The sequence below is a fragment of the Saccharothrix sp. BKS2 genome, assembly GCF_047689505.1.
Taxonomy (GTDB): domain Bacteria; phylum Actinomycetota; class Actinomycetes; order Mycobacteriales; family Pseudonocardiaceae; genus Actinosynnema; species Actinosynnema lopnurensis.
The window spans coordinates 1-18880 of record NZ_JAUQOL010000022.1 but is presented as its reverse complement, the minus strand read 5'-3'; the positions used below and the strand labels follow the sequence as shown (position 1 = coordinate 18880).

General features: G+C 75.5%; 19 protein-coding genes. 14 read left to right on the top strand and 5 right to left on the bottom strand.

Annotated elements, in window-relative coordinates; translation table 11 throughout:
* Positions 1-184: 184 nt before the first annotated feature.
* Together Q5530_RS34185 and Q5530_RS34180 are read right to left on the bottom strand one after the other, a co-directional pair.
* Positions 185-847: a response regulator gene (locus Q5530_RS34185; RefSeq protein WP_415366946.1), complete on the bottom strand. Its 663-nt coding sequence runs from the start codon at positions 845-847 to the stop codon at positions 185-187.
* Positions 844-1962 carry a sensor histidine kinase gene (locus Q5530_RS34180; protein WP_415366945.1) on the bottom strand — a complete coding sequence of 373 codons (1119 nt, stop codon included), beginning with the start codon at positions 1960-1962 and terminating at the stop codon, positions 844-846. The genes Q5530_RS34185 and Q5530_RS34180 overlap by 4 nt, the downstream gene beginning before the upstream one ends.
* 214 nt (positions 1963-2176) lie before the next feature.
* Between Q5530_RS34180 and Q5530_RS34175 the strand changes: the two genes are divergently transcribed.
* From Q5530_RS34175 to Q5530_RS34165, 3 genes are all read left to right on the top strand, one after another.
* Positions 2177-2584, top strand: coding sequence for a DUF6223 family protein (locus Q5530_RS34175; protein ID WP_415366943.1), 408 nt, complete (start codon positions 2177-2179; stop codon positions 2582-2584).
* Between the two features lie 214 nt (positions 2585-2798).
* The gene (locus tag Q5530_RS34170) at positions 2799-3548 is read left to right on the top strand and encodes a class I SAM-dependent methyltransferase (protein WP_415366941.1); all 750 of its coding nucleotides are present in this window, start codon (positions 2799-2801) and stop codon (positions 3546-3548) included.
* 55 nt (positions 3549-3603) lie between these two features.
* Entirely contained in the window at positions 3604-4221 is a 618-nt protein-coding gene (locus Q5530_RS34165) for a chloramphenicol phosphotransferase CPT family protein (RefSeq protein ID WP_415366940.1), read from the top strand.
* Positions 4222-4293: 72 nt separating this feature from the next.
* Here Q5530_RS34165 and Q5530_RS34160 read toward each other — a convergent pair whose 3' ends face one another.
* Positions 4294-5028, bottom strand: coding sequence for an alpha/beta fold hydrolase (locus tag Q5530_RS34160; protein WP_415366939.1), 735 nt, complete (start codon positions 5026-5028; stop codon positions 4294-4296).
* Between the two features lie 125 nt (positions 5029-5153).
* On the opposite strand from Q5530_RS34160, the gene Q5530_RS34155 reads away from it, so the two are divergent.
* Positions 5154-5714 (top strand): TetR/AcrR family transcriptional regulator, encoded by a 561-nt coding sequence (locus tag Q5530_RS34155; protein WP_415366938.1) that lies wholly within the window; start codon positions 5154-5156, stop codon positions 5712-5714.
* Positions 5715-5761: 47 nt separating this feature from the next.
* On the opposite strand, the gene Q5530_RS34150 is transcribed toward Q5530_RS34155, so the two are convergent.
* The gene (locus tag Q5530_RS34150; RefSeq protein WP_415366937.1) at positions 5762-7192 is read right to left on the bottom strand and encodes a M1 family metallopeptidase; all 1431 of its coding nucleotides are present in this window, start codon (positions 7190-7192) and stop codon (positions 5762-5764) included.
* A gap of 190 nt (positions 7193-7382) precedes the next feature.
* Here Q5530_RS34150 and msrA point away from each other — a divergent pair, with 190 nt between their 5' ends.
* From msrA to Q5530_RS34120, 6 genes are all read left to right on the top strand, one after another.
* The gene (gene msrA / locus Q5530_RS34145; RefSeq protein WP_415366935.1) at positions 7383-7886 is read left to right on the top strand and encodes a peptide-methionine (S)-S-oxide reductase MsrA; all 504 of its coding nucleotides are present in this window, start codon (positions 7383-7385) and stop codon (positions 7884-7886) included.
* Positions 7865-8389, top strand: a complete 525-nt coding sequence (locus tag Q5530_RS34140) for an MOSC domain-containing protein (RefSeq protein WP_415366934.1) — start codon at positions 7865-7867, stop codon at positions 8387-8389. Before msrA ends, Q5530_RS34140 begins: the two co-directional genes overlap by 22 nt.
* 158 nt (positions 8390-8547) lie before the next feature.
* The gene (locus Q5530_RS34135) at positions 8548-9279 is read left to right on the top strand and encodes a polyprenol monophosphomannose synthase (protein WP_415366933.1); all 732 of its coding nucleotides are present in this window, start codon (positions 8548-8550) and stop codon (positions 9277-9279) included.
* A gap of 110 nt (positions 9280-9389) precedes the next feature.
* Positions 9390-10151 carry an ABC transporter ATP-binding protein gene (locus Q5530_RS34130; protein ID WP_415367035.1) on the top strand — a complete coding sequence of 254 codons (762 nt, stop codon included), beginning with the start codon at positions 9390-9392 and terminating at the stop codon, positions 10149-10151.
* Between the two features lie 2 nt (positions 10152-10153).
* Positions 10154-12664 carry an ABC transporter permease gene (locus Q5530_RS34125; protein ID WP_415366932.1) on the top strand — a complete coding sequence of 837 codons (2511 nt, stop codon included), beginning with the start codon at positions 10154-10156 and terminating at the stop codon, positions 12662-12664.
* Positions 12661-13341 (top strand): LuxR C-terminal-related transcriptional regulator, encoded by a 681-nt coding sequence (locus tag Q5530_RS34120; protein ID WP_415366931.1) that lies wholly within the window; start codon positions 12661-12663, stop codon positions 13339-13341. Before Q5530_RS34125 ends, Q5530_RS34120 begins: the two co-directional genes overlap by 4 nt.
* A gap of 9 nt (positions 13342-13350) precedes the next feature.
* On the opposite strand, the gene Q5530_RS34115 is transcribed toward Q5530_RS34120, so the two are convergent.
* A complete protein-coding gene (locus Q5530_RS34115; protein WP_415366930.1) occupies positions 13351-13998 on the bottom strand; it encodes a response regulator in 648 nt (215 codons plus the stop codon).
* A gap of 158 nt (positions 13999-14156) precedes the next feature.
* Here Q5530_RS34115 and Q5530_RS34110 point away from each other — a divergent pair, with 158 nt between their 5' ends.
* The 4 genes from Q5530_RS34110 to Q5530_RS34095 all read left to right on the top strand — a co-directional run bounded on the left by Q5530_RS34110 (position 14157) and on the right by Q5530_RS34095 (position 18706).
* Positions 14157-15362 (top strand): sensor histidine kinase, encoded by a 1206-nt coding sequence (locus Q5530_RS34110; RefSeq protein WP_415366929.1) that lies wholly within the window; start codon positions 14157-14159, stop codon positions 15360-15362.
* Positions 15363-15572: 210 nt separating this feature from the next.
* Positions 15573-16190, top strand: coding sequence for a helix-turn-helix transcriptional regulator (locus tag Q5530_RS34105; RefSeq protein ID WP_415366928.1), 618 nt, complete (start codon positions 15573-15575; stop codon positions 16188-16190).
* 273 nt (positions 16191-16463) lie between these two features.
* Positions 16464-18242, top strand: coding sequence for a hypothetical protein (locus Q5530_RS34100; protein WP_415366927.1), 1779 nt, complete (start codon positions 16464-16466; stop codon positions 18240-18242).
* 182 nt (positions 18243-18424) lie between these two features.
* Positions 18425-18706 carry a hypothetical protein gene (locus tag Q5530_RS34095; RefSeq protein ID WP_380640648.1) on the top strand — a complete coding sequence of 94 codons (282 nt, stop codon included), beginning with the start codon at positions 18425-18427 and terminating at the stop codon, positions 18704-18706.
* The last annotated feature ends 174 nt before the right edge of the window (positions 18707-18880 follow it).

Sequence of the window (18880 nt, the reverse complement as noted above, 5' to 3'; positions counted from 1 at the left end):
ACCCGTTGGTGGGTAACCGGGGAGTGCCGCACTTGCGCGAGGTGCGGTAGGACCGCGTTGCTGGGGGTCCTCACCAGACCGCTCGGTGTTGAAAACACAGCACCCGCACCGGTCTGGACGCGCGGTGCGGGCCGGCGCCGGAGTACGGGTCGCCGGCCCGCACCGCGCCTCCCGAACCCCGGGGTCAGGAGCCGTGCGGGGTCACCAGGCCGGACTCGTACGCGAGGACCACGAGCTGGGCGCGATCGCGGGCCCGGAGCTTGGTCATCGCGCGGTTGACGTGCGTCTTCGCGGTCAGCGGGCTGATCACCATCTGCTCGGCCACCTCGTCGTTGGACAGGCCCCGCGCGACCAGGACGACGGCCTCGCGCTCGCGGTTGGTCAGCTCCGCGAGCCCCGTGCCCGCGCCGGGGTCGAGCGGCCGGCTGACGAACCGGTCGATCAGCCTGCGGGTGATCGACGGCGCGAGCAGGGCCTCGCCCCGGGCGGCCACGCGCACGGCGTGCAGGAAATCCTCCGGCTGGATGTCCTTGACCAGGAAACCGGCCGCCCCGGCGCGCAGCGCGTGGAAGACGTGCTCGTCGAAGCCGTAGTTGGTGAGGATGACCACGTGCACCGCGGCCAGGGCCGGGTCCGAGGCGATCCGCCGGGTCGCCTCGATGCCGTCGACGAGCGGCATCGAGATGTCGACGAGCGCGATGTCGGGCAGGTGCTCCCGGGCCAGCGCCACGCCCGCGGCGCCGTCCCCGGCCTCGGCCACCACCTCGATGTCGTCCTCGACGTCGAGCAGCGCGCGGAACCCGCTGCGGATGAGCGGCTGGTCGTCGACCAGCAGGACGCGGATCACCGCGCCCGGTCCACGGGGAGCTCGGCCCGCACGGTGAAGCCGCCCCCGCTGCGCGGCGCCGCCCGCAGCCGGCCCCCGAGGGCGGTGACCCGCTCGCGCATCCCGAGCAGCCCGACACCGGGCACCGGCGCGGCGTCCGGCGTGGCCCCGCCGTCGTCGTCGACCCGGATCACCAGGGCGTCGGGGCGGTAGTCGATCCGGACCGACGCGGTGGTGGCCGCGGCGTGGCGGGCGATGTTGGTCAGCGACTCCTGGACGACCCGGTAGGCGGTCCGCCCCACCGCGGCCGGCACGTCCTCGCGCTCCCCGTCGATCGTCAGCTCCGCGTCCAGGCCGGCGCTCCGGGCCCGCCGCACCAGTTCCGGGACGTGGTCGAGCCCGTGCGGCGGGTGCGCGTCGTCGTCGCGCAGCGCCTCCAGGGTCGCCCGCAGCTCCCGGGCCGCCTCGCGACCGGCCTCCCGGATCGCCAGCAGGGCCTCCGGCACCTGCTCGCCCCGCTTGCGGGCCAGGTGGACGGCGACCTCGGACTGCACCTTGATGACCGAGATCTGGTGGGTGAGCGAGTCGTGCAGCTCCCGCGCGATGTGCAGCCGCTCCTCGTCGGCGCGGCGGCGCGCGGTCTCCTCGCGGGTGCGCTCGGCCTCGTCCGCCCGGCGCTCGGCCTGCCGCAGCGCCTCGCCCGCCGCGCCGGCGGCGATCAGCCAGGCCAGCTGGAGGACGTCCCGGGACTGCGTGAGCACCTCACCCACGGGCCAGTCGTGGGGGGAGGCCAGGATCGCCAGCGGCAGGGCGACCAGCATGACCACCGAACCCGCCACCGCGACGGCCCGGTGCCCCGCCCGCACCGCGGCGTACACCGCGAACAGGTACGCGACCGCGGGCACGTCGAACCCGACGGCCTGGTAGCCGAGCGCGGCCGACCCGGTGGCGGCCAGGACGGCGACCGGGGCGCGGCGGCGCGCGACCAGCGCCAGGCCGCCGGCCGCCAGCAGCACGTGCCCCAGCGGGTCGAGCCGGGCGGCGGGGTGGTCCCCGGACAGCCCGGCGGCGAGCAGGGCCGCGGCCACGCCGACGGCGATCGCCCAGTTCCCGACAGCGATCCGCCCGCCGCTCATGCGTGCACCCTAGCCGGGGGCCGGGGCGTCCGGATCCCGCACGGGGACGACCTTTCGACTACCGCGTTCGCGGTACACCCGGAACTCCTGCGGCATCCGCGGCAGCGCCGGTTGCCCACTCCCGCACGACGACCGGGGACGGGTCGGGTCGACATGATCGAGCGGTCCGACCACTTCCCGGTGGCGGCAGGAGAAGTCGCAGGAGGAGCACCCCATGTCCGTGTGTGACCTGGTCGCCGTCGCCACCGCCCGGTTCGGCGGGACCGCGCTCGCCGAACCGGTTCCGGGCCTGCCCTCGGCCGCCGACGCCTACGCCATGGGCGCCGGGCGGACCGCGGCCCTGCCGGCGGGGCTGCTGGGGTTGGCCGGCGTGGTCCTCGGGTGGCGGGCGGTGTCCCGCGCCGGGCGGGGCGGAGCCGTGGCGGCCGTCGTGTCGGGAGTGGCCGGTGCGGTCCTCGGCGGGGTGGTCGTGGTCACCGCGGAGGGCGGGCTCGGCACCGGCAACGGGTTGGGCGGCGGTGTCGTGGCCGCGGTGGTGGGGCTGGTCGGCGCGGTCCTCGGTGGACTGGCCCTGGCGCGGGCCCGCCGCGCCGCCGCGGCGGGCGCGAGCCGGGCCGGCTAGCGGTCCGGCGGGGTGCGTTCCCGGGGTGCGTTTCCGGGGTGCGTTTCCGGGGTGCGTTCCCGGGATGCGGTCCGGCGGGGTGCGTTCCCGGCGTGCGCTTCCGGCGTGCGTCTCCGGGGCACGTTCCCGTCGCGCGTTCCCGGCGGCGAGCCCTCGCCGGGCCCGTGCGCGATCCGCCGGCGCGGCGCGGGTCCGCTGTGCCACTGTGGAGGCCATGCCTGTCGTCCCCGAGAGTTCCACCGCCTCCGTCGACGAGGTCGAGGTCGAGGTCGCGGCCAACGACTACGACGCCTTCGGCGAGGCTTACGCGGTCGAGAACGAGACCAGCCTCGTCAACGCCCACTACACGCTGCCCGCCATGCTGGACCTGGCCGGGGACGTGGCCGGCCGGAAGGTGCTCGACGCCGGGTGCGGCTCCGGCCCCCTGTTCGCGGCGCTGCGCGACCGGGGCGCCGACGTCAGCGGCTTCGACGCCAGCACCACGATGGTGGGGCTGGCCCGGCGGCGGCTCGGCGCCGACGCGGACCTGCGGGTCGCGGACCTGGCCGACCCCCTGCCGTTCCCGGACGGCGCGTTCGACGACGTCGTCTCGGCGCTGGTGCTGCACTACCTGGAGGACTGGACCGCACCGCTGGCCGAGCTGCGGCGCGTGCTCAAGCCCGGCGGCCGGCTGATCATCGCCGTCAACCACCCCGGCGTCTACAAGCTGATGTTCCCCGGGGCCGACTACTTCGCGACCACCCTGTGGTCCGACGAGCACACCTTCAACGGTCGCAAGGCCGTGCTCGCGAACTGGCACCGGCCGCTGCACGCGATGACCGACGCCTTCACCGCCGCCGGCTTCCGCACGGCCGTGATCAGCGAGCCGCCCCCCGGGCCGCGCGCCCGCGAGCTGTTCCCCGAGGAGTTCGTGGACCGGGAAGCCTTCCTGTGCTTCCTGTTCTTCGTCCTGGAGGCCGCCTGACCGCCGCGCACGGCTGATCCCGTCCCGGGCCGGGGGCGCTCGCCACCCTCGTCGGATGCCGAACGCCGATCGTCCCGGCCGGGTCGTCCTCCTCAACGGCACGTCGAGCGCGGGCAAGACGACCCTGGCCCGCGCGATCCAGGACGAGAGCGGTACCCCGTTCGTCCACTGGGGCATCGACACGCTGTTCGGCCTGGTGCCGCCGAACCGGGGCGGGGGGCGCGACGGCCCGCTCAGCCGCGACGGCTTCTGGTACGACCGCACCGGCTCGGACGCCGACGGGCGGCCGTCGGTGGTCATCCACTGCGGCGGGTTCGGGCGTCGGGTGCTGCGGTCCGCCCAACTCGCGGCCGCCGCGTTCGCGCGCGGGGGTGACGACCTGGTCGTCGACGAGCTGCTGCCGGCCCCGGACCTGCTGTCGGGGTGGGCGGCGGCGCTGTCGGGCCTGGAGGTGCTGCTGGTGTCGGTCACGTGCCCGCTCGCGGTCGCGGAGCGCCGGGAACGGGAGCGGTCGAACCCGGTCGGGCCGGCGCGGGGGCACTTCGGCGCGGTGCACGACCACGGCGTGCCCTACGACCTGACCGTGGACACCACCTCGGGGACGCCCGCCGAACCGGCCCGGACCGTGCTGGCGGCGCTGGACCGGTCGACCCGCACCGGCATACCCGTGTGACGGCCCGACCCCGCACACCGACCCGCCCCTCCCACGGCCCGGTGAGGCCGCGGGAGGACCGCCGGTCCCGGTTCAGGCGCCGGACCCGGCGGATTCGCCGGACTCCACGGCCTTGACCGCTTCCAGGACGAGGTCGGCCACGGCGTCGGGGCGGGAGACCGCGACGGCGTGGGAGGCGTCCACGCGGACGGTCCGCGAGCCGGCGCGCTCGGCCATGAACTCCTGCGCCCGCGCCGGGATGGCGTTGTCCCGCGCGGCCACCAGCGCCCAGGACGGCAGGCCGCGCCACGCGGGCTCGCCGGGCAGGCCGGTGGTCAGCGCCCGCTCGGCGACCGGGCGTTGGGTGACCGCCAGGGTGGCGGTGGTCTCGGCGGGCAGGTCGCCGGCGAAGACCCGGCGGAAGTCCTCGGGCCGGATCCGCAGCTCGGGCTCGCCGTCGTGCACGAGCACGGTGGTGGTGTCCGGGCCCAGTTCCGCACCGGGGAAGCGGGTCGCCAGCCCGAGCGCGCTCTCGCCGGTGTCGGGCTGGAACGCGGCGATGTAGACCAGGGCCTCCACGTTCGGCAGGTCCCGCGCCGCCCGGCTGATCAGCACGCCGCCGTAGGAGTGGCCGACCAGGACGACCGGGCCGTCCACGGCCCCGACCACGGAGGCGACGTAGGCCGCGTCGCCGTCGAGGCCGCGCAGCGGGTTCGCCACCGCGAGGGTCCGGTGGCCCCGCTCGTGGAGGCGGGCCACCACGTCGTTCCAGCTGGAGGAGTCGGCGAAGGCGCCGTGGACGAGGACGACGGTCGGGTTCTTGCTCATGGGATCCACCTTCAACGGGAGAGAACGATCGGTCTTTCTGGTAGAGAGAATATTCGTTCTCCCTCTGAGGGCAAGGTGATGGGCGCCACGAAGCAGAACGACTGGTCTTTCTCTAAGATGCGGGCGTGGGAACCACCCGAGAGCCGCACCCGAGGGAACGGCTGCTGCGCACGGCGTCGCGCCTGTTCTACGCCGAGGGCATCCACGCCGTGGGGGTGGACCGCCTGGTCAACGAGGCCGCGGTGACCAGGGCGACGTTCTACCGGCACTTCCCCGGCAAGGACGACCTCGTCGCCGCCTACCTCGGGGCGACCGGCGCGGCCATCCGCGAGGCCGTCGCCGGGGCGCGGGAGGGCAAGCCGCCGCGCGAGGCCCTGCACGCCACCATGGGCGTGGTCGGCGACGCGACCCGCGCCGAGGACTTCCGGGGCTGCCAGTTCCTCAACGCCGCCGCGGAGTACCCGGACCCGGACCACCCGGTGCGCGCGGTGATCGACGACCACCGCGCCTGGTTCCTCGGGGTCCTGCGCGACCTGGCCGCCGACCTCGGGCACCCCGACCCGGACCACGCCGCGCGCGTGCTCGTGCTGCTGCGGGACGGTGCCCTCGGGGGCGGGGACCTCGACGACCCGACCGTGGTCCGCGAGACCCTGCGCCGGGCCGTCGAGGACTTCCTGCCCGCGTGATCACCCCGGTAGGGCCGCCGGAACCGCTCCGGCGGCCCTACCACCCGTCAGCGGCGGTGGACCTGCCGGAACGACACGGGCTCGGCCGCCACCGCGGTGGCGAGCACCGGCTTGCCCGCGCCGAACACCCAGGTGTCGAACAGGCCGTCCAGGTCGCGGCCCGCCACCTCCTCGGCCAGCGCGGCGAACCCGGCCGACGTGCCGTGGCCGCCCGCCCCGCGCCCGGCCCACGTCCGCAGCGTCCGGAAGAACACCTCGTCGCCGACCTCGGTGCGCAGCGCCTGGAGCGCCAGCGCCCCGCGCTCGTGCACCGCGGCCCCGTACTGGTAGCGCGGCGTCGGGTCCGCCACCGCCACGTCCCACACCTCGTGGTCGGCCGGGTAGTGGCGGTGGGTCCAGTCCGCGAGCTCGCGCGCGGTGCCCTGGCCGTTGGCCTCCGACCACAGCCACTCCGCGTAGGTGGCGAACCCCTCGCCCAGCCAGATGTCGCTCCACCGGCTCATCGACACCGAGTTGCCGAACCACTGGTGCGCCAGTTCGTGCACGACCACGTAGGTGTTCGGCCCGTCCCGGAACGCCCGCGCCGGGTACGCCGGCCGGGTCCGCGTCTCCAGGGGCGACGAGGTGTGCGGCGTGACCAGTCCGCCCAGGTCGGCGAACGGGTACGGGCCGAACCGGCCCTCCAGGAACCGCACCAGCTCCGGCGTCCGCTCCACGCTCTCCCGCGCCGCCGTCCCGCTCAGGGCGGTCGAGTACGCGGTCAGGACCCGCCTGCCGTCCCCGGTGGTGGACCGCCGCACGTCGAACTGCCCGATCGCGAGGAACGTCGCGTAGGTGGTCTGCGGCTCGCCGCTGAACCAGCCCCACGTGGTCCGGCCGTCGCCCTGCGGGTACGTGCCCAGCAGCTCGCCGTTGGAGATCGCCTCCACGCCGTCGGGCACCGTGATCGACACGTCGTAGGTGGCCTTGTCGCCGGGGTGGTCGTTGCTCGGGTACCACCACGGCGACATGGTCGGCGCGGCGATCGCCAGCGCCCCGTCCGGCGTCCGCTTCCACCGGGTGACCGGCACCTCGGCGTGGGTGTTCGACGGCGAGGCCGAATAGCCGATCACGAACGTCAGCTCCGTCCCGGCCGGCACGTCGCCGCCCGCGCCGACCAGCAGTTCGTGGTCGTGCTGCGCGAACCCGACGTCCCGCCCGCCCACCCTGGCCGACCGCACCGGCAGGGCGAAGTCGAAGTTGACCGACGACAGCTCGGTCGTGGTGGTCAGCCGGATGGTGGTGGTCCCGGTCAGCACGTCCGTCGCGGGCTCGTAGGCCAGGCGCAGGTCGTAGTGCCCCACGTCGTAGCCCCCACCGCCCGCCAGCGGGTAGTACGGGTCCCCGAACCCGGCCGGACCCGGCCCGGCCGCGTGCGCCGGGGTCACCGCCGCGAGCACCAGCGCCGCGACGACCGCTCCGGTCAGCGTTGCTCTCACTTCGTGGTCCTCCTCACCTGAGCGGCGCGGTGCCCCTCTTGGTGATTACGCCGCAGGGGTGCGTTCTGTTGCCCCGGTGGGGAAGATGGCAGGTCGGACGCGGATCACAGCCGGACCGGGATGACCGGGGGGCTCGTGGGCGTTCGGAGTGGTGGAGATCCATCGGATTTTTTCAGGAGCGGAGCGACACATGGCCACTGTGACCGAGAAGGCCGTCCTGGCGGGCGGGTGCTTCTGGGGCATGCAAGACCTGTTCCGCCGCCACCCGGGTGTCGTCTCCACCCGCGTGGGCTACACCGGCGGTGACGTGCCCAACGCCACCTACCGCGACCACGGCGGCCACGCCGAGGCCATCGAGATCGTCTTCGACCCGGAGCGGTTGAGCTACCGCCAGGTCCTGGAGTTCTTCTTCCAGGTCCACGACCCGACGACGCGCGACCGGCAGGGCAACGACATCGGCACCAGCTACCGCTCCGCGATCTTCTACGAGAGCGACGCCCAGAAGCGGGTCGCGGAGGCCACCATCGCCGACGTGGACGCGTCCGGCCGGTGGCCGGGCCGGGTCGTCACCGAGGTCACCCAGGCGGGGGACTTCTGGGAGGCCGAGCCGGAGCACCAGGACTACCTGGAGCGCTACCCGAACGGCTACACCTGCCACTACGTGAGGCCCGAGTGGCAGCTCGGCGAGCGCTGAGGGCGCACGTCGAGGTGGTGGCGCTGCACGTGTCGCCCGTGCACGCCTACGAGGGGCGGCCCGCCGACGGGCCGCGCCCCGACCCGGAGCCCGCCTCCCGCGACCGCGTCGAGGTCCGGGCGGGCCTCGGCCTGGTGGGCGACCGCTACTTCAACCGGCCCGCCCACCGCACGGCCGCCGTCACGGTGTTCGCCGTCGAATCGCTCGAACGCGCGGCGCGCGACCTCGGCCTGACCGCCGTGCCGAGCCCGCTGGTCGTGCGGCGCAACGTCGTGCTGCGCGGGTTCGACGTCGACGGGCTCGCCCGGGGCGGGGTGTTCGGCCTGGACTCCGGCGACGGCCCGGTGCGGTTCGAGGCGCACCGGCCGGCGCACCCGTGCGGGTGGATGAACGCCGTGGTCGCGCCGGGGGCGCTCAAGGCGCTGCGCGGTCGCGGCGGGCTGCGCTGCGTCCCCCTCGACGACGGGCTGCTCCGGCTGGGACCTGCGGTCCTGACCACCTGAGCGGCGCTTTCCGCTCCCGGGCCCGCGGTCGTCCGCCCCCGCGCGCCGGCAGGTGGGCGGCCGCGTGCTCCCGCGCTGCCGATACGATCGAACGCTGACGAAGGGCCAGGTCGCATGGTCGCCGAACACGTGGACACGGTTGGGGAATTACGGTGGAAGTGAGCTCGCCCAGGATCACGGTCGTGGTCCCGACCTACAACGAGCGGGAGAACCTGCCGAGGCTGGTCGACTCGCTCGCCGGCCTCGGGCTGCCCGACCTGCGCGTCCTGGTCGTCGACGACAACTCCCCGGACGGCACGGGCGAGGTCGCCGACGGGCTCGCGGCCGACGGGCCGATCCCGGTCGAGGTGCTGCACCGCACGGAGAAGGACGGCCTGGGCCGGGCCTACGTCGCGGGCATCGGCAGGGCCCTGGACGGCGGCGCCGACGTGGTGGTCCAGATGGACGCCGACCTCTCCCACCCCGCCGGCGCGCTCCCCGCCGTGGTGCGGGCGCTGGCCGACTCGGACGCGGCAGTCGTGATCGGCTCCCGCTACGTCCCGGGCGGCTCGGTCGCCGGCGAGTGGCCGTGGCACCGCAAGCTGTTGTCCGCGTGGGCGAACCTCTACGTCAACACCATCCTGCGGCTGGGCGTCAAGGACGCCACCGCCGGGTTCAAGGCGTGGCACGCGGCCACCCTGCGGAAGATCGACTTCGCCTCGGTGCGCAGCAACGGGTACGCGTTCCAGGTCGAGATGAACCACCGCACGGTGAAGCACGGGATGCGCATCGTCGAGGTCCCGATCAGGTTCGAGGAGCGCGTGGTGGGCAGCTCCAAGATGAGCTTCGCGGTCCAGTTGGAATCCGCGTTGATGCCCTGGAAGCTGCTGTTCGGCAAGGAGCTCTCCTGAGCGCCGCCCCGGCCCGCTAGCCGCACCCGGGGGTACAGCAGGCTGTACCGCGGACCGGGCAGTGCGGTGGATCGTCCCGGGCGGCCGCGCTGCCTAGCGTCGTACCCGTGATGGAGACGAAGGCGCCGGAGCGCGCCACCGCCGCGGTACCGGCCGTCAGGATGTCGTCGGTGACGAAGGTGTACGGGTCGGGCGACCGCGCGGTGACCGCGCTGGACGGCGTGACGATCGACCTGCCGCGCGGCGGCTTCACCGCCGTGATGGGCCCCTCCGGGTCCGGCAAGAGCACCTTCCTGCACTGCGCCGCCGGCCTGGACCGGCCGACGTCGGGTTCGGTCCTGCTGGGCGGCACCGAACTGTCCACACTGGACGAGAAGCGGCTGACCGCGGTGCGCCGCGACCGGATCGGCTTCGTGTTCCAGGCGTACAACCTGGTCCCGTCGCTGACCGTGGAGCAGAACATCCGCCTGCCGCTGCTGCTCGGCGCGGGCGCGCCCGACCCGGCCTGGCCGCGGCACGTGGTGGAGCGCGTCGGGCTGGCCGACCGGCTCGGCCACCGGCCCGCCCAGCTGTCCGGCGGCCAGCAGCAGCGCGTCGCCATCGCCCGCGCGCTCATCACCCGGCCGGACGTGGTCCTCGCCGACGAGCCGACCGGCGCGCTGGACAGCCGCACCGGCAGGCAGGTGCTGGAGCTGTTGCGCGACATCGTCGACGGCACCGGGCAGACCGTGCTGATGGTGACCCACGACCCGCTGGCCGCCTCGTACGCCGACCAGGTCGTGTTCCTCCGGGACGGCGGGCTCGCGGGCTCCCTGGCCGACCCGTCCCCCGAGGCCATCGCCGAGCGCATGACGCAGTTGGGGGAGTGGTGACGGTGCGGCAGCTGGCACTGGCCTCGATCCGCCACCGGATCGGCGGCTTCGCGGGCGTGTTCATCGCGGTCCTGTGCGCCTCGGCGCTGCTCACGGCGCTGGGCGTGCTGTTCGAGTCCGGGCTGCGCGCCGGGGTCGCCCCGCAGCGGTACGCGGGCGCGGCGGTCGTGGTCGCGGGGCCGCAGGCGCTGCCCGTGGCGGGTGACCTCGACGTGCCGCTGAGCGAGCGCGCCCCGCTGCCCGCCGACGCGGTGGCCCGGGTCGCGGCGGTCCCCGGGGTGGCCCGCGCGGTGGGGGAGAGCTCCGCCCCGGTGGTCGTGCCGGGCGGAGCGGGCGCGGTGGCGCTGGGCTGGAGCTCGGCGGCGCTGACCCCGCTGGCGCTGCGGGACGGCGCCGAGCCGCGCGGACCGGGGGAGATCGTGCTGGACGCGGCGCTCGCCGACCGGGTCGGGGCGCGCGTCGGGGACCGGCTGCCGCTGGCCTTCGGCGGCGGGCCGGAGCCGCACGTGGTGGCCGGCATCGCCGCCGCGACCGGCGTGGACACCGCGCGGCGGCCCGCCCTGTTCCTCACCGACGAGCAGGCCCGCGCCCGCTCCGGGCGCCCCGACCAGGTGGACGTCGTCGGCGTGCTGGCCGCGCCCGGCGTCGACCCGGACGACCTGGCCGACCGGGTCCGGACCGCGCTGACCGGCTTGGCCGCCGACGTCCGCACCGGCGCCGCCCGCGGTGACCTGGAGTTCACCGACGTGGGCCGGGTGCGCTCGGAACTGGTGGTGCTGACGCTGGCGTTCGCGGGCACCACGCTGCTGGTCGCGGTGCTCGTGGTGGCGGGCACGCTCGGCCTGTCGATCCGGCAGCGCGCGCGGGAGCTGGCGCTGCTGCGGGCGGTGGCCGCGACTCCCCGGCAGGTCCACCGCCTCGTCGGCGCGGAGATCCTGATCGCGGCGGGCGCGGCCGCGGTGCTCGGCGCGGGGCCCGGCTTCGCCGCGGCGCACCTGATGCGCGACGCGTTCGCCGGCGCGGGCCTGCTGCCCGGGGACTTCGCCCTGGCCCTGAGCCCGCTGCCGCCGCTGGCCGCGGTCCTGCTCGTGGTCGGCACGGCGCGGGTCGCCGGGTGGTTCGCGGCCCGCCGCGCCGCCTCGGCCCCGCCCGTGGACGCGCTGCGCGAGGCGTCGGTGGAACCGGAGGGGCTGGGCCGCGCCCGCGTCGTCGCCGGCCTGGCGTCGGTGGCGCTGGGGCTGGGCGCGGCGACGACACCGCTGTTCGTGCCGGGGGAGTTCGGCGCGGCGGTCGCGGCCTCGTCGGCGCTGCTGCTGGTGCTCGGCGCGGCCCTGCTCGGCCCGCTGCTGGTCGGCCGGGCGGCCCGGCTGCCGGCCCGCCCGCTGCGGGCGCTGTCCCCGGTCGGCGGGCACCTGGCGGTCGAGGGCGTCGCGGCCAACGCGCGGCGGCTGGCCGCCGTGGTCACCCCGATGGTGCTCGCCGTGGCCACCGCGTCGGTGCAGATCTTCACCCAGACCACGGTGAGCGCCGCGGCCGCCGCGCAGGCCGACGACGGGGTGGTGGCCGACTTCGTGCTGGCCGGCCCCGTCGGGCTCGCGCCGCAGGTCACCGACGCGGTCCGGGCCGTGGCCGGGGTGCGGCAGGCGACCCCGGTGGTGCGCAGCCAGGTCTTCGTCGACCAGACCGTGCTCGGTGACCCGCAGGTGACGGCCTACGCGGCGCAGGGGCTCCCCGCCGGCGGGTTCGGCGACACGCTGGACCTGCGGCCGCGCGAGGGCGACCTGGCCGCCCTGCGCGGCGAGGCCGTCGCGCTGAGCGCGCCGGCCGCCGCGTCGATCGGCGTCGGCGTCGGCGACCGGGTCGACCTGCGGCTGGGCGACGGCGCGGCCGTGCGGCCGACCGTCGTGGCCCTGTACGACCGGGGCCTGGGGTTCGGCGACGTGACCCTGCCCCGCGACGTCCTGGCCGCGCACACCACCACCCGGCTCGACCACTCGGTGCTGGTGCGGACCGACGGCTCGGCCGGACCCGGCCTGGCGGCGCTGGCCGAGCGCTTCCCCGGCCTCGCGGTCCAGGACCGCGCCGCGCTGGAGGCCGCCGGGCAGGCCGGGCGCGACGCGCAGTCGTGGACCAGCCTGATCGCGCTGCTGGTGGTCCTGGGCTACCTGGCCATCTCGGTGGTCAACACCCTGGTCATGGCGACGGCCGAGCGGTCGCGGGAGTTCGCGCTGCTGCGGCTGGTCGGCACCGGCCGGAGGCAGGTGGCGCGGATGACGCGCGTCGAGGCGCTGCTCGTGGTCGGCATCGCGGTGGTGGTCGGCACGGCGGCCGCGGTGCCCACCCTGGTCGGGGTGAGCGTCGGCCTCACCGGCTCGCCGCTGCCCTCGGTGCCGCCGCTGGTGTACCTGGCGATCGTCGGCGTCACGGCGGTGCTGGGGCTCGCCGCCGTCGCCGTACCCACCCGGGTGGCCCTGCGGGCGCGGCCCGTGGACGTGATCGGGGTCCGCGCGTGACGGCCGCGACGACCTGCCGCCGCCCGCCGGCCCGGACCGGGCGCGCGGGTGGCGGGCCGGCGGTCACCGTGGCGGTGCGGGCCGCCGACCCCGTGCTGCGCGCGGGCGCGGTCGGGCTGCTGGGCGGGCGGCGCGGTCTCGCGGTCTCGCCCCGGGTCGAGGACGCCGACGTCCTGCTGCTGGTCGAGGAGGTCTTCGACGAGCGGGCGGTCCGGCTGCTGCGCGGCGCGGGCACCGGCTCGGCGCGCGGCGTCGAACCCCGCTGCGTGGTGGTCGCCGACGAGTTCCGCGAGAGCGGGCTGGAGGAGGCGGTGGCGCTGGGCGTGGTGGCGGTCCTCCCGCTGCGCGAGGCCACCGGCGACCGGATCGCGGCCGCCGTGCTGGCCGCCGGCGACGGCGCGGCCGACCTGCCGCCCAGGTTGCAGGGCCTGCTGCTGGCGCGGGTGCGGCACCTGCGCCGGCAGGTCCCGGGACCGGGCGGGCCGCCGGCGGTGACCGCCCGCGAGCGCCGGGTCCTCCTGCTGGTCGCGGAGGGGCTCGACACCGGGGAGGTCGCCGGGGTGCTGGGGTGCTCGGAGCGGACGGTCAAGTACGCGCTCCAGGCGTTCCTGGCCCGCCACCGGCTGACCACCCGCTCCCACGCGGTCGCCTTCGCCCTGCGCGCCGGGCTCCTCTGATGCGCGTGGTCAGGACTTCTCCAGGTAGTGCAGCACCGCGGCCACGCGCCGGTCGACCTCGTCGGCCGGTGTCAGGTCGAGCTTGGCGAAGATGCTGCGGATGTGCTTGTGCACCGCGCCCTCGGTGACCACGAGCCGGGTGGCGACGGCGGCGTTGCCCAGCCCCTCGGCCATCAGGGCCAGCACGTCGCGCTCGCGCGGGGTGAGCCGCTCCAGCCGGGTGTCGGGCCGGCTGCGGGCGAAGAGCTGGGCGACGACGTCCGGGTCCACGGCGGTGCCGCCGGCCGCGACCCGGTGCAGCGCGTCCAGGAACTCCTCGACCCGGCCCACCCGCTCCTTGAGCAGGTAGCCGAGGCGGGCCGCGCCGTGGGCGAGCAGCTCGGTGGCGAAAGCCTGCTCGACGTAGGCAGACAGCACCAGCACGGCCAGGCCGGGCTGCCTGCGCCGGGCCTCGACCGCCGCCCGGATTCCCTCGTCGGTGTGCGACGGCGGCATCCGCACGTCCACGATGGCCACGTCGGGCCGGTGCTCGTCGACCGCCGCGAGGAACGCCTCCGCGTCGGGGGTGGCCGCCACCACGTCGAGCGACTCGGCGCGCAGCAGCAGTTCGAGGCCCGCCCGCAGGAGGGCGTCGTCCTCCGCGATCACGATTCGCATGGGCACATCCCACCACGCGTCGGGCGTCACCTCGCCCGGTGTGCCCGCGCGTACCCGTCCACCGGGGCAGCCGGCCCGCTCTCCCCGGCCCGGGGCCCGGCCTCCTCCACCTGTGCCATCATCGACGGCGCTCCGCCACCTCCCGGAAAGCAGCAGGGATGACTGGTCTCGCGTGGCGCTCCCGGTTGCCGGGGCTGCGGTTCCTCACCGTCGGCCTGGCCCTCGGCGCGGCGTCGTGGTTCGTCCTCATCGGACTGCTCCTGTGCGTGGCGCTGGTCGTCACGCTCCCGCTGCTGCCCCACGTCGCCCGGGTGGCCCGGGAGCTGGCCGCGTTCGAGCGCCGCCGCGTCGGCCGCTTCCTCGGCACACCGGTCCCCGCGCCGCCGGAGTCGCCCACCTGGGACCTCGCCACCGTGCTGACCGACCCGGCCGTGCGCCGGGACCTGGCCTGGCTGCTGTTCCAGGCCACCGGGGGCCTGCTGGCGGGCGCGGTCGCGGTCGGCGCGCCCGCCGGCGCCGCGCAGAACGCGGTGATCGCCGCGGTCGGGCCGTTCGTGCCCGGCGTCACGACCACCCTGGACGCGCCGGTGACCTCGTGGGGCGGCGCGGTCGTCGCGCTGGCCACCGCCCTCGGGTACGGGGCGGTGGGCTGGCTCCTCGTGCCGCCGCTGGCGGGCTGGTGCGCCCGGGTGGGGGTGGCGAGGCTGGCGCCGCCCGAGCCGACCCTCGTGGAGCGCCTGGCCGAGGTGACGGCCACCCGGGCGGACGCGCTCGAAGCGCACGGCAACGAGCTGCGCCGCATCGAGCGCAGCCTGCACGACGGCACGCAGAACCGCCTGGTCGCGGTGGTGATGCACCTGGGCATGGCGGAACGCGCGCTGCGCCGCGACCCCGGGGCGGTCCTGCCGATGCTGCTCACCGCGCAGAACGCGGCCTCCGACGCGCTCGCGGAACTGCGCGACGTGGTGCGCGGCATCCACCCGCCGGTGCTGGCCGACCGCGGCCTGACCGGCGCGGTCGCGTCCCTGGTCGCGCACTGCGCGATCCCGTGCTCCTACGACGAGCGGCCCGTGCCGCGCCTGCCCGCCGCGGTGGAGGCGGCCGCCTACTTCGTGGTGGCCGAAGCGCTGACCAACGCGGTCAAGCACAGCGGGGCGACCCGGATCACCGTGCGGCTGGGCCTCGACGGCGGCCTGCTCCGGGTCGAGGTCGTGGACGACGGCCGCGGCGGCGCCGACGAGGCGCTGGGCACCGGCCTGCTGGGCATCCGGCACCGCGTCGCCGCGTTCGACGGCGTCACCGAGGTGGACAGCCCCGCCGGTGGTCCGACCGCGTTGCGGGCCGCGATCCCGGCCGGTGCCTGACCGTCCTGCGGGCTGGGCCACGGGGTTCGGCGTGCGGCGGTGACCCCTGCGCCGTGCCGGTGGTCGGACCGCGTTGCGGGCCGACGGGTGTGTGACCGACCGTGTTGCGGCCCGCCGTCCCGGACCGGCGCCTGACCATCCCGCAGGCTGCACCACCGGGCTCCAGCGCGCGGCAGTGACCCCCGCCCCGCCGGTTCCTAGGGTGAACCCATGAGCGGTGGACCTCCGATCGTCCCGGGTGTGCGCGTGGTCGTCCGGGCGGGCGACCCGCTCTCGCTGGCCGCGCTGACCGCCTGCCTCGACGCCGCGCCCGGGATCACCGCGGTGCCCGCGTCCGGACGGGCGGCGGCCGACGTGCTGCTCCTGGCCCCGACGGGCGCGGTGGCGGACGTCGGGGCGGGGCGCCCGACCGGCCCGCCGGCGGTGCTGGTGGCGAACCGCCTGTCCCGGCCCGACGCGCTCCGCCTGGTCCGCGCCGGCGTGGTGGGGGCGCTGCCCCGGTCGGCGGCCACCGGCGGTCGGCTGCCGCACGCCGTCCTGCGCGCGGCGACCGGGCCGGCGGTCACCGCCCGGGAGCTGCTCGACGGGTTCCACCGCGCGCGCTACGAGGCCGACCCGCCGGCCGAACCGGTCCCCGGCCGCCTGCTGCCCCGGGAGGTCGGCGTCCTGCGGCTGCTGGCCGAGGGGCGCAGCACCGCGCAGATCGCGGCGGAGCTGGGTTACGCGGAGCGCACGATCAAGAACACCCTGTACGAGGTGACCGCCAGGATGGGCCTGCGCAACCGGCCGCACGCGGTGGCCCACGCGATCCGCACGGGTGCCATCTGAACCGGGAACCGCCCGGATCCCCGAAAAACCGGGACGACGGGGCATGGCGTCGAAGCGTTCGACGGAGTAAGAATAGCCAACCACGCCGCCCGCCGCCTGACCTCGAAGAACCACTGAGAGAGCGCTCTCGCAGCGGGCTGCCCCCGAACGTCCCTACTTCTCAGAGGCAGGTCAATGTCGATCCAGCGCCACCCAAGACGTGAGAGCGCTCACACGCGTTTTGGCAGGTCATTCGTACTGGGACTCGTCCTGGCTACGGCCGCCACCACCGCGGTGACCGCCCCGGCCGCGAGCGCGGACCAGCCGCGGCGCGGTGCCGCCGACCTCGGCGTGAACGTCAAGGTCTTCGACCCCGCCATGCCCGTCGCCGAGATCCAGGCCGAGCTGGACCGGGCGCACGCCGCCCAGGTCGACAACGAGATGGGCACCGAGCGGTACGCCTACCTGTTCAAGCCGGGCCACTACGGCACCGCCGAGCAGCCGCTCCAGATCAAGGTCGGCTACTACACCGAGGTCGCCGGCCTGGGCGCGTCGCCCACCGACGTCGTCATCAACGGCAAGGTCGAGGTCTACAACCGCTGCCTGACCGAGGGCGGCACGGCCAACTGCCTCGCCCTGGTCAACTTCTGGCGCACCCTGGGCAACCTGACCATCAACGTCAACGGGGCCGGTCAGGACGGCTGCCGGTCCGCGACGAACTTCTGGGCGGTGTCCCAGGCGGTGTCGATGCGCCGGCTCAACGTCACCGGCGGCCCGCTGTCGCTGATGGACTACTGCACCGCCGGCCCGCAGTACGCCAGCGGCGGCTTCATCGCCGACTCCCGGCTCCCGGTGGTCACCAACGGCTCCCAGCAGCAGTGGCTGACCCGCAACAGCGAGGTCGCCGGCTGGTCCAACGGCGTGTGGAACCAGGTCTTCTCCGGTGTCGTGGGCGCGCCCGACGACGCCGACTTCCCGAACCCGCCGTACACCACGCTCGACACCACCCCGCTGAGCCGGGAGAAGCCGTACCTGTTCGTCGACGCCAAGGGCGCCTACAACGTCCGCGTCCCGGCCGCCCGCCGGAACACCAGCGGCGTGTCCTGGGCGAACGGCACGACGCCCGGCCGCACCATCCCGCTGCGCGACTTCTACGTGGCCGAGCCGGGCGACTCGGTGCGCGAGATCAACACCGCGCTGCTGCTCGGCAAGCACCTGCTGCTGACCCCGGGCGTGTACGACATCGCCCGCAGCATCGAGGTCCGGCGCCCCGACACCGTCGTCCTCGGCATCGGGCACGCCACGCTCACCGCCGTGAACGGCGCGGTCCCGCTGGACGTCGCGGGCGTGCCGGGCGTCGTCATCGCGGGTGTCACCATCGACGCCGGCACGAAGCTCTCGCCGGTCCTGCTGCGGGTCGGCAAGGAGCACGGCGTCAACTGGTCCTCGCCGAACAACCCGCTGACCCTGTCGGACGTGTACTTCCGCGTCGGCGGGCCGCACGTCGGCAAGACCGACACCGCGCTGGAGGTCAACAGCGACAACGTGCTCATCGACCACACCTGGGTGTGGCGGGCCGACCACGGCGTCGAGGGCTTCACCGACACCGAGCGCTGGCGCACCAACACCGGCCGCACGGGCGTTGTGATCAACGGCGACCGGGTGACCGCGACGGGCCTGTTCGTCGAGCACTTCCAGCGGCACAACACCGTTTGGAACGGCGAGGACGGCACCACCGTGCTCTACCAGAACGAGCTGCCCTACGACCCGCCGACGCAGGCGGACTGGATGAAGGGCTCCGTCGAGGGCTGGGCGGGCTACAAGGTGGGCGACCGCGTGCGCCGGCACACCCTGCACGGCGGCGGTGTGTACGTGTTCAACCAGAACAACCCGGAGATCCACACCGAGAACGGCTTCGAGGTGCCCCGGACCCCCGGCGTCAAGCTGCACCACATCATGACCGTCAACCTGGGCGCGGGCACCGTCGACCACGTGGTCAACGGCATCGGCGACCCGGCCGACACGACCAGGATCGGCGCACCGGTCTACGTGGCCGAGTACCCGGTCCCGTAGCCGGACCCGGTCCGGAGAACCACCCCCAGCGGCGCCCGACCACCCCGGTCGGGCGCCGCGCGCACGACCACCCCTATTCGGAACACCCCTGGTCATAGGGCCCTTAGGGGTTGTCCGGCGGCCGGCCGGTTCCTAGCGTTGACCGAGTTGAACCACCCGGTCGCGCGACGAGGGGGAGATGAATGCCCGAGAACGAGATGGCTGAGCTGCGGCGGCTCGTCGTGCGCCTGCGCACGCGGGTCGGGACGCTCCGCTCCGACGACGCCGGCACCCCCGCCGCCCGCCGGGTCGTCAACAGCGTCGAGCGGCTGGAGATCGACCTCGCCGAGTTCGCCCGGTCGGCGCGGCCCGCCGCGGTGGACCCGGACGCGGTGGTGGTCGTGCCCGACACCCCGTACGACCCGGCGTTCTGGTCCGGCGCGGACGACGAGGGCGTGGGCGGCCACCGGCGCGACCACGCCTAGAGCCGCCGGGCCCGTGCGAACGGGCCTGGACGGTTCCGGACAGCACGACGGCGACCCGGTGTCCGGGTCGCCGTCGATCCGACTGGGTGAATTCGGGTCAGCTCGCGGTGCAGGTGGGTGTGAGGTCGGTGGCGGAGCCGGTGCCCTGGAACCCGAATTCGGTGGCCTGCCCGG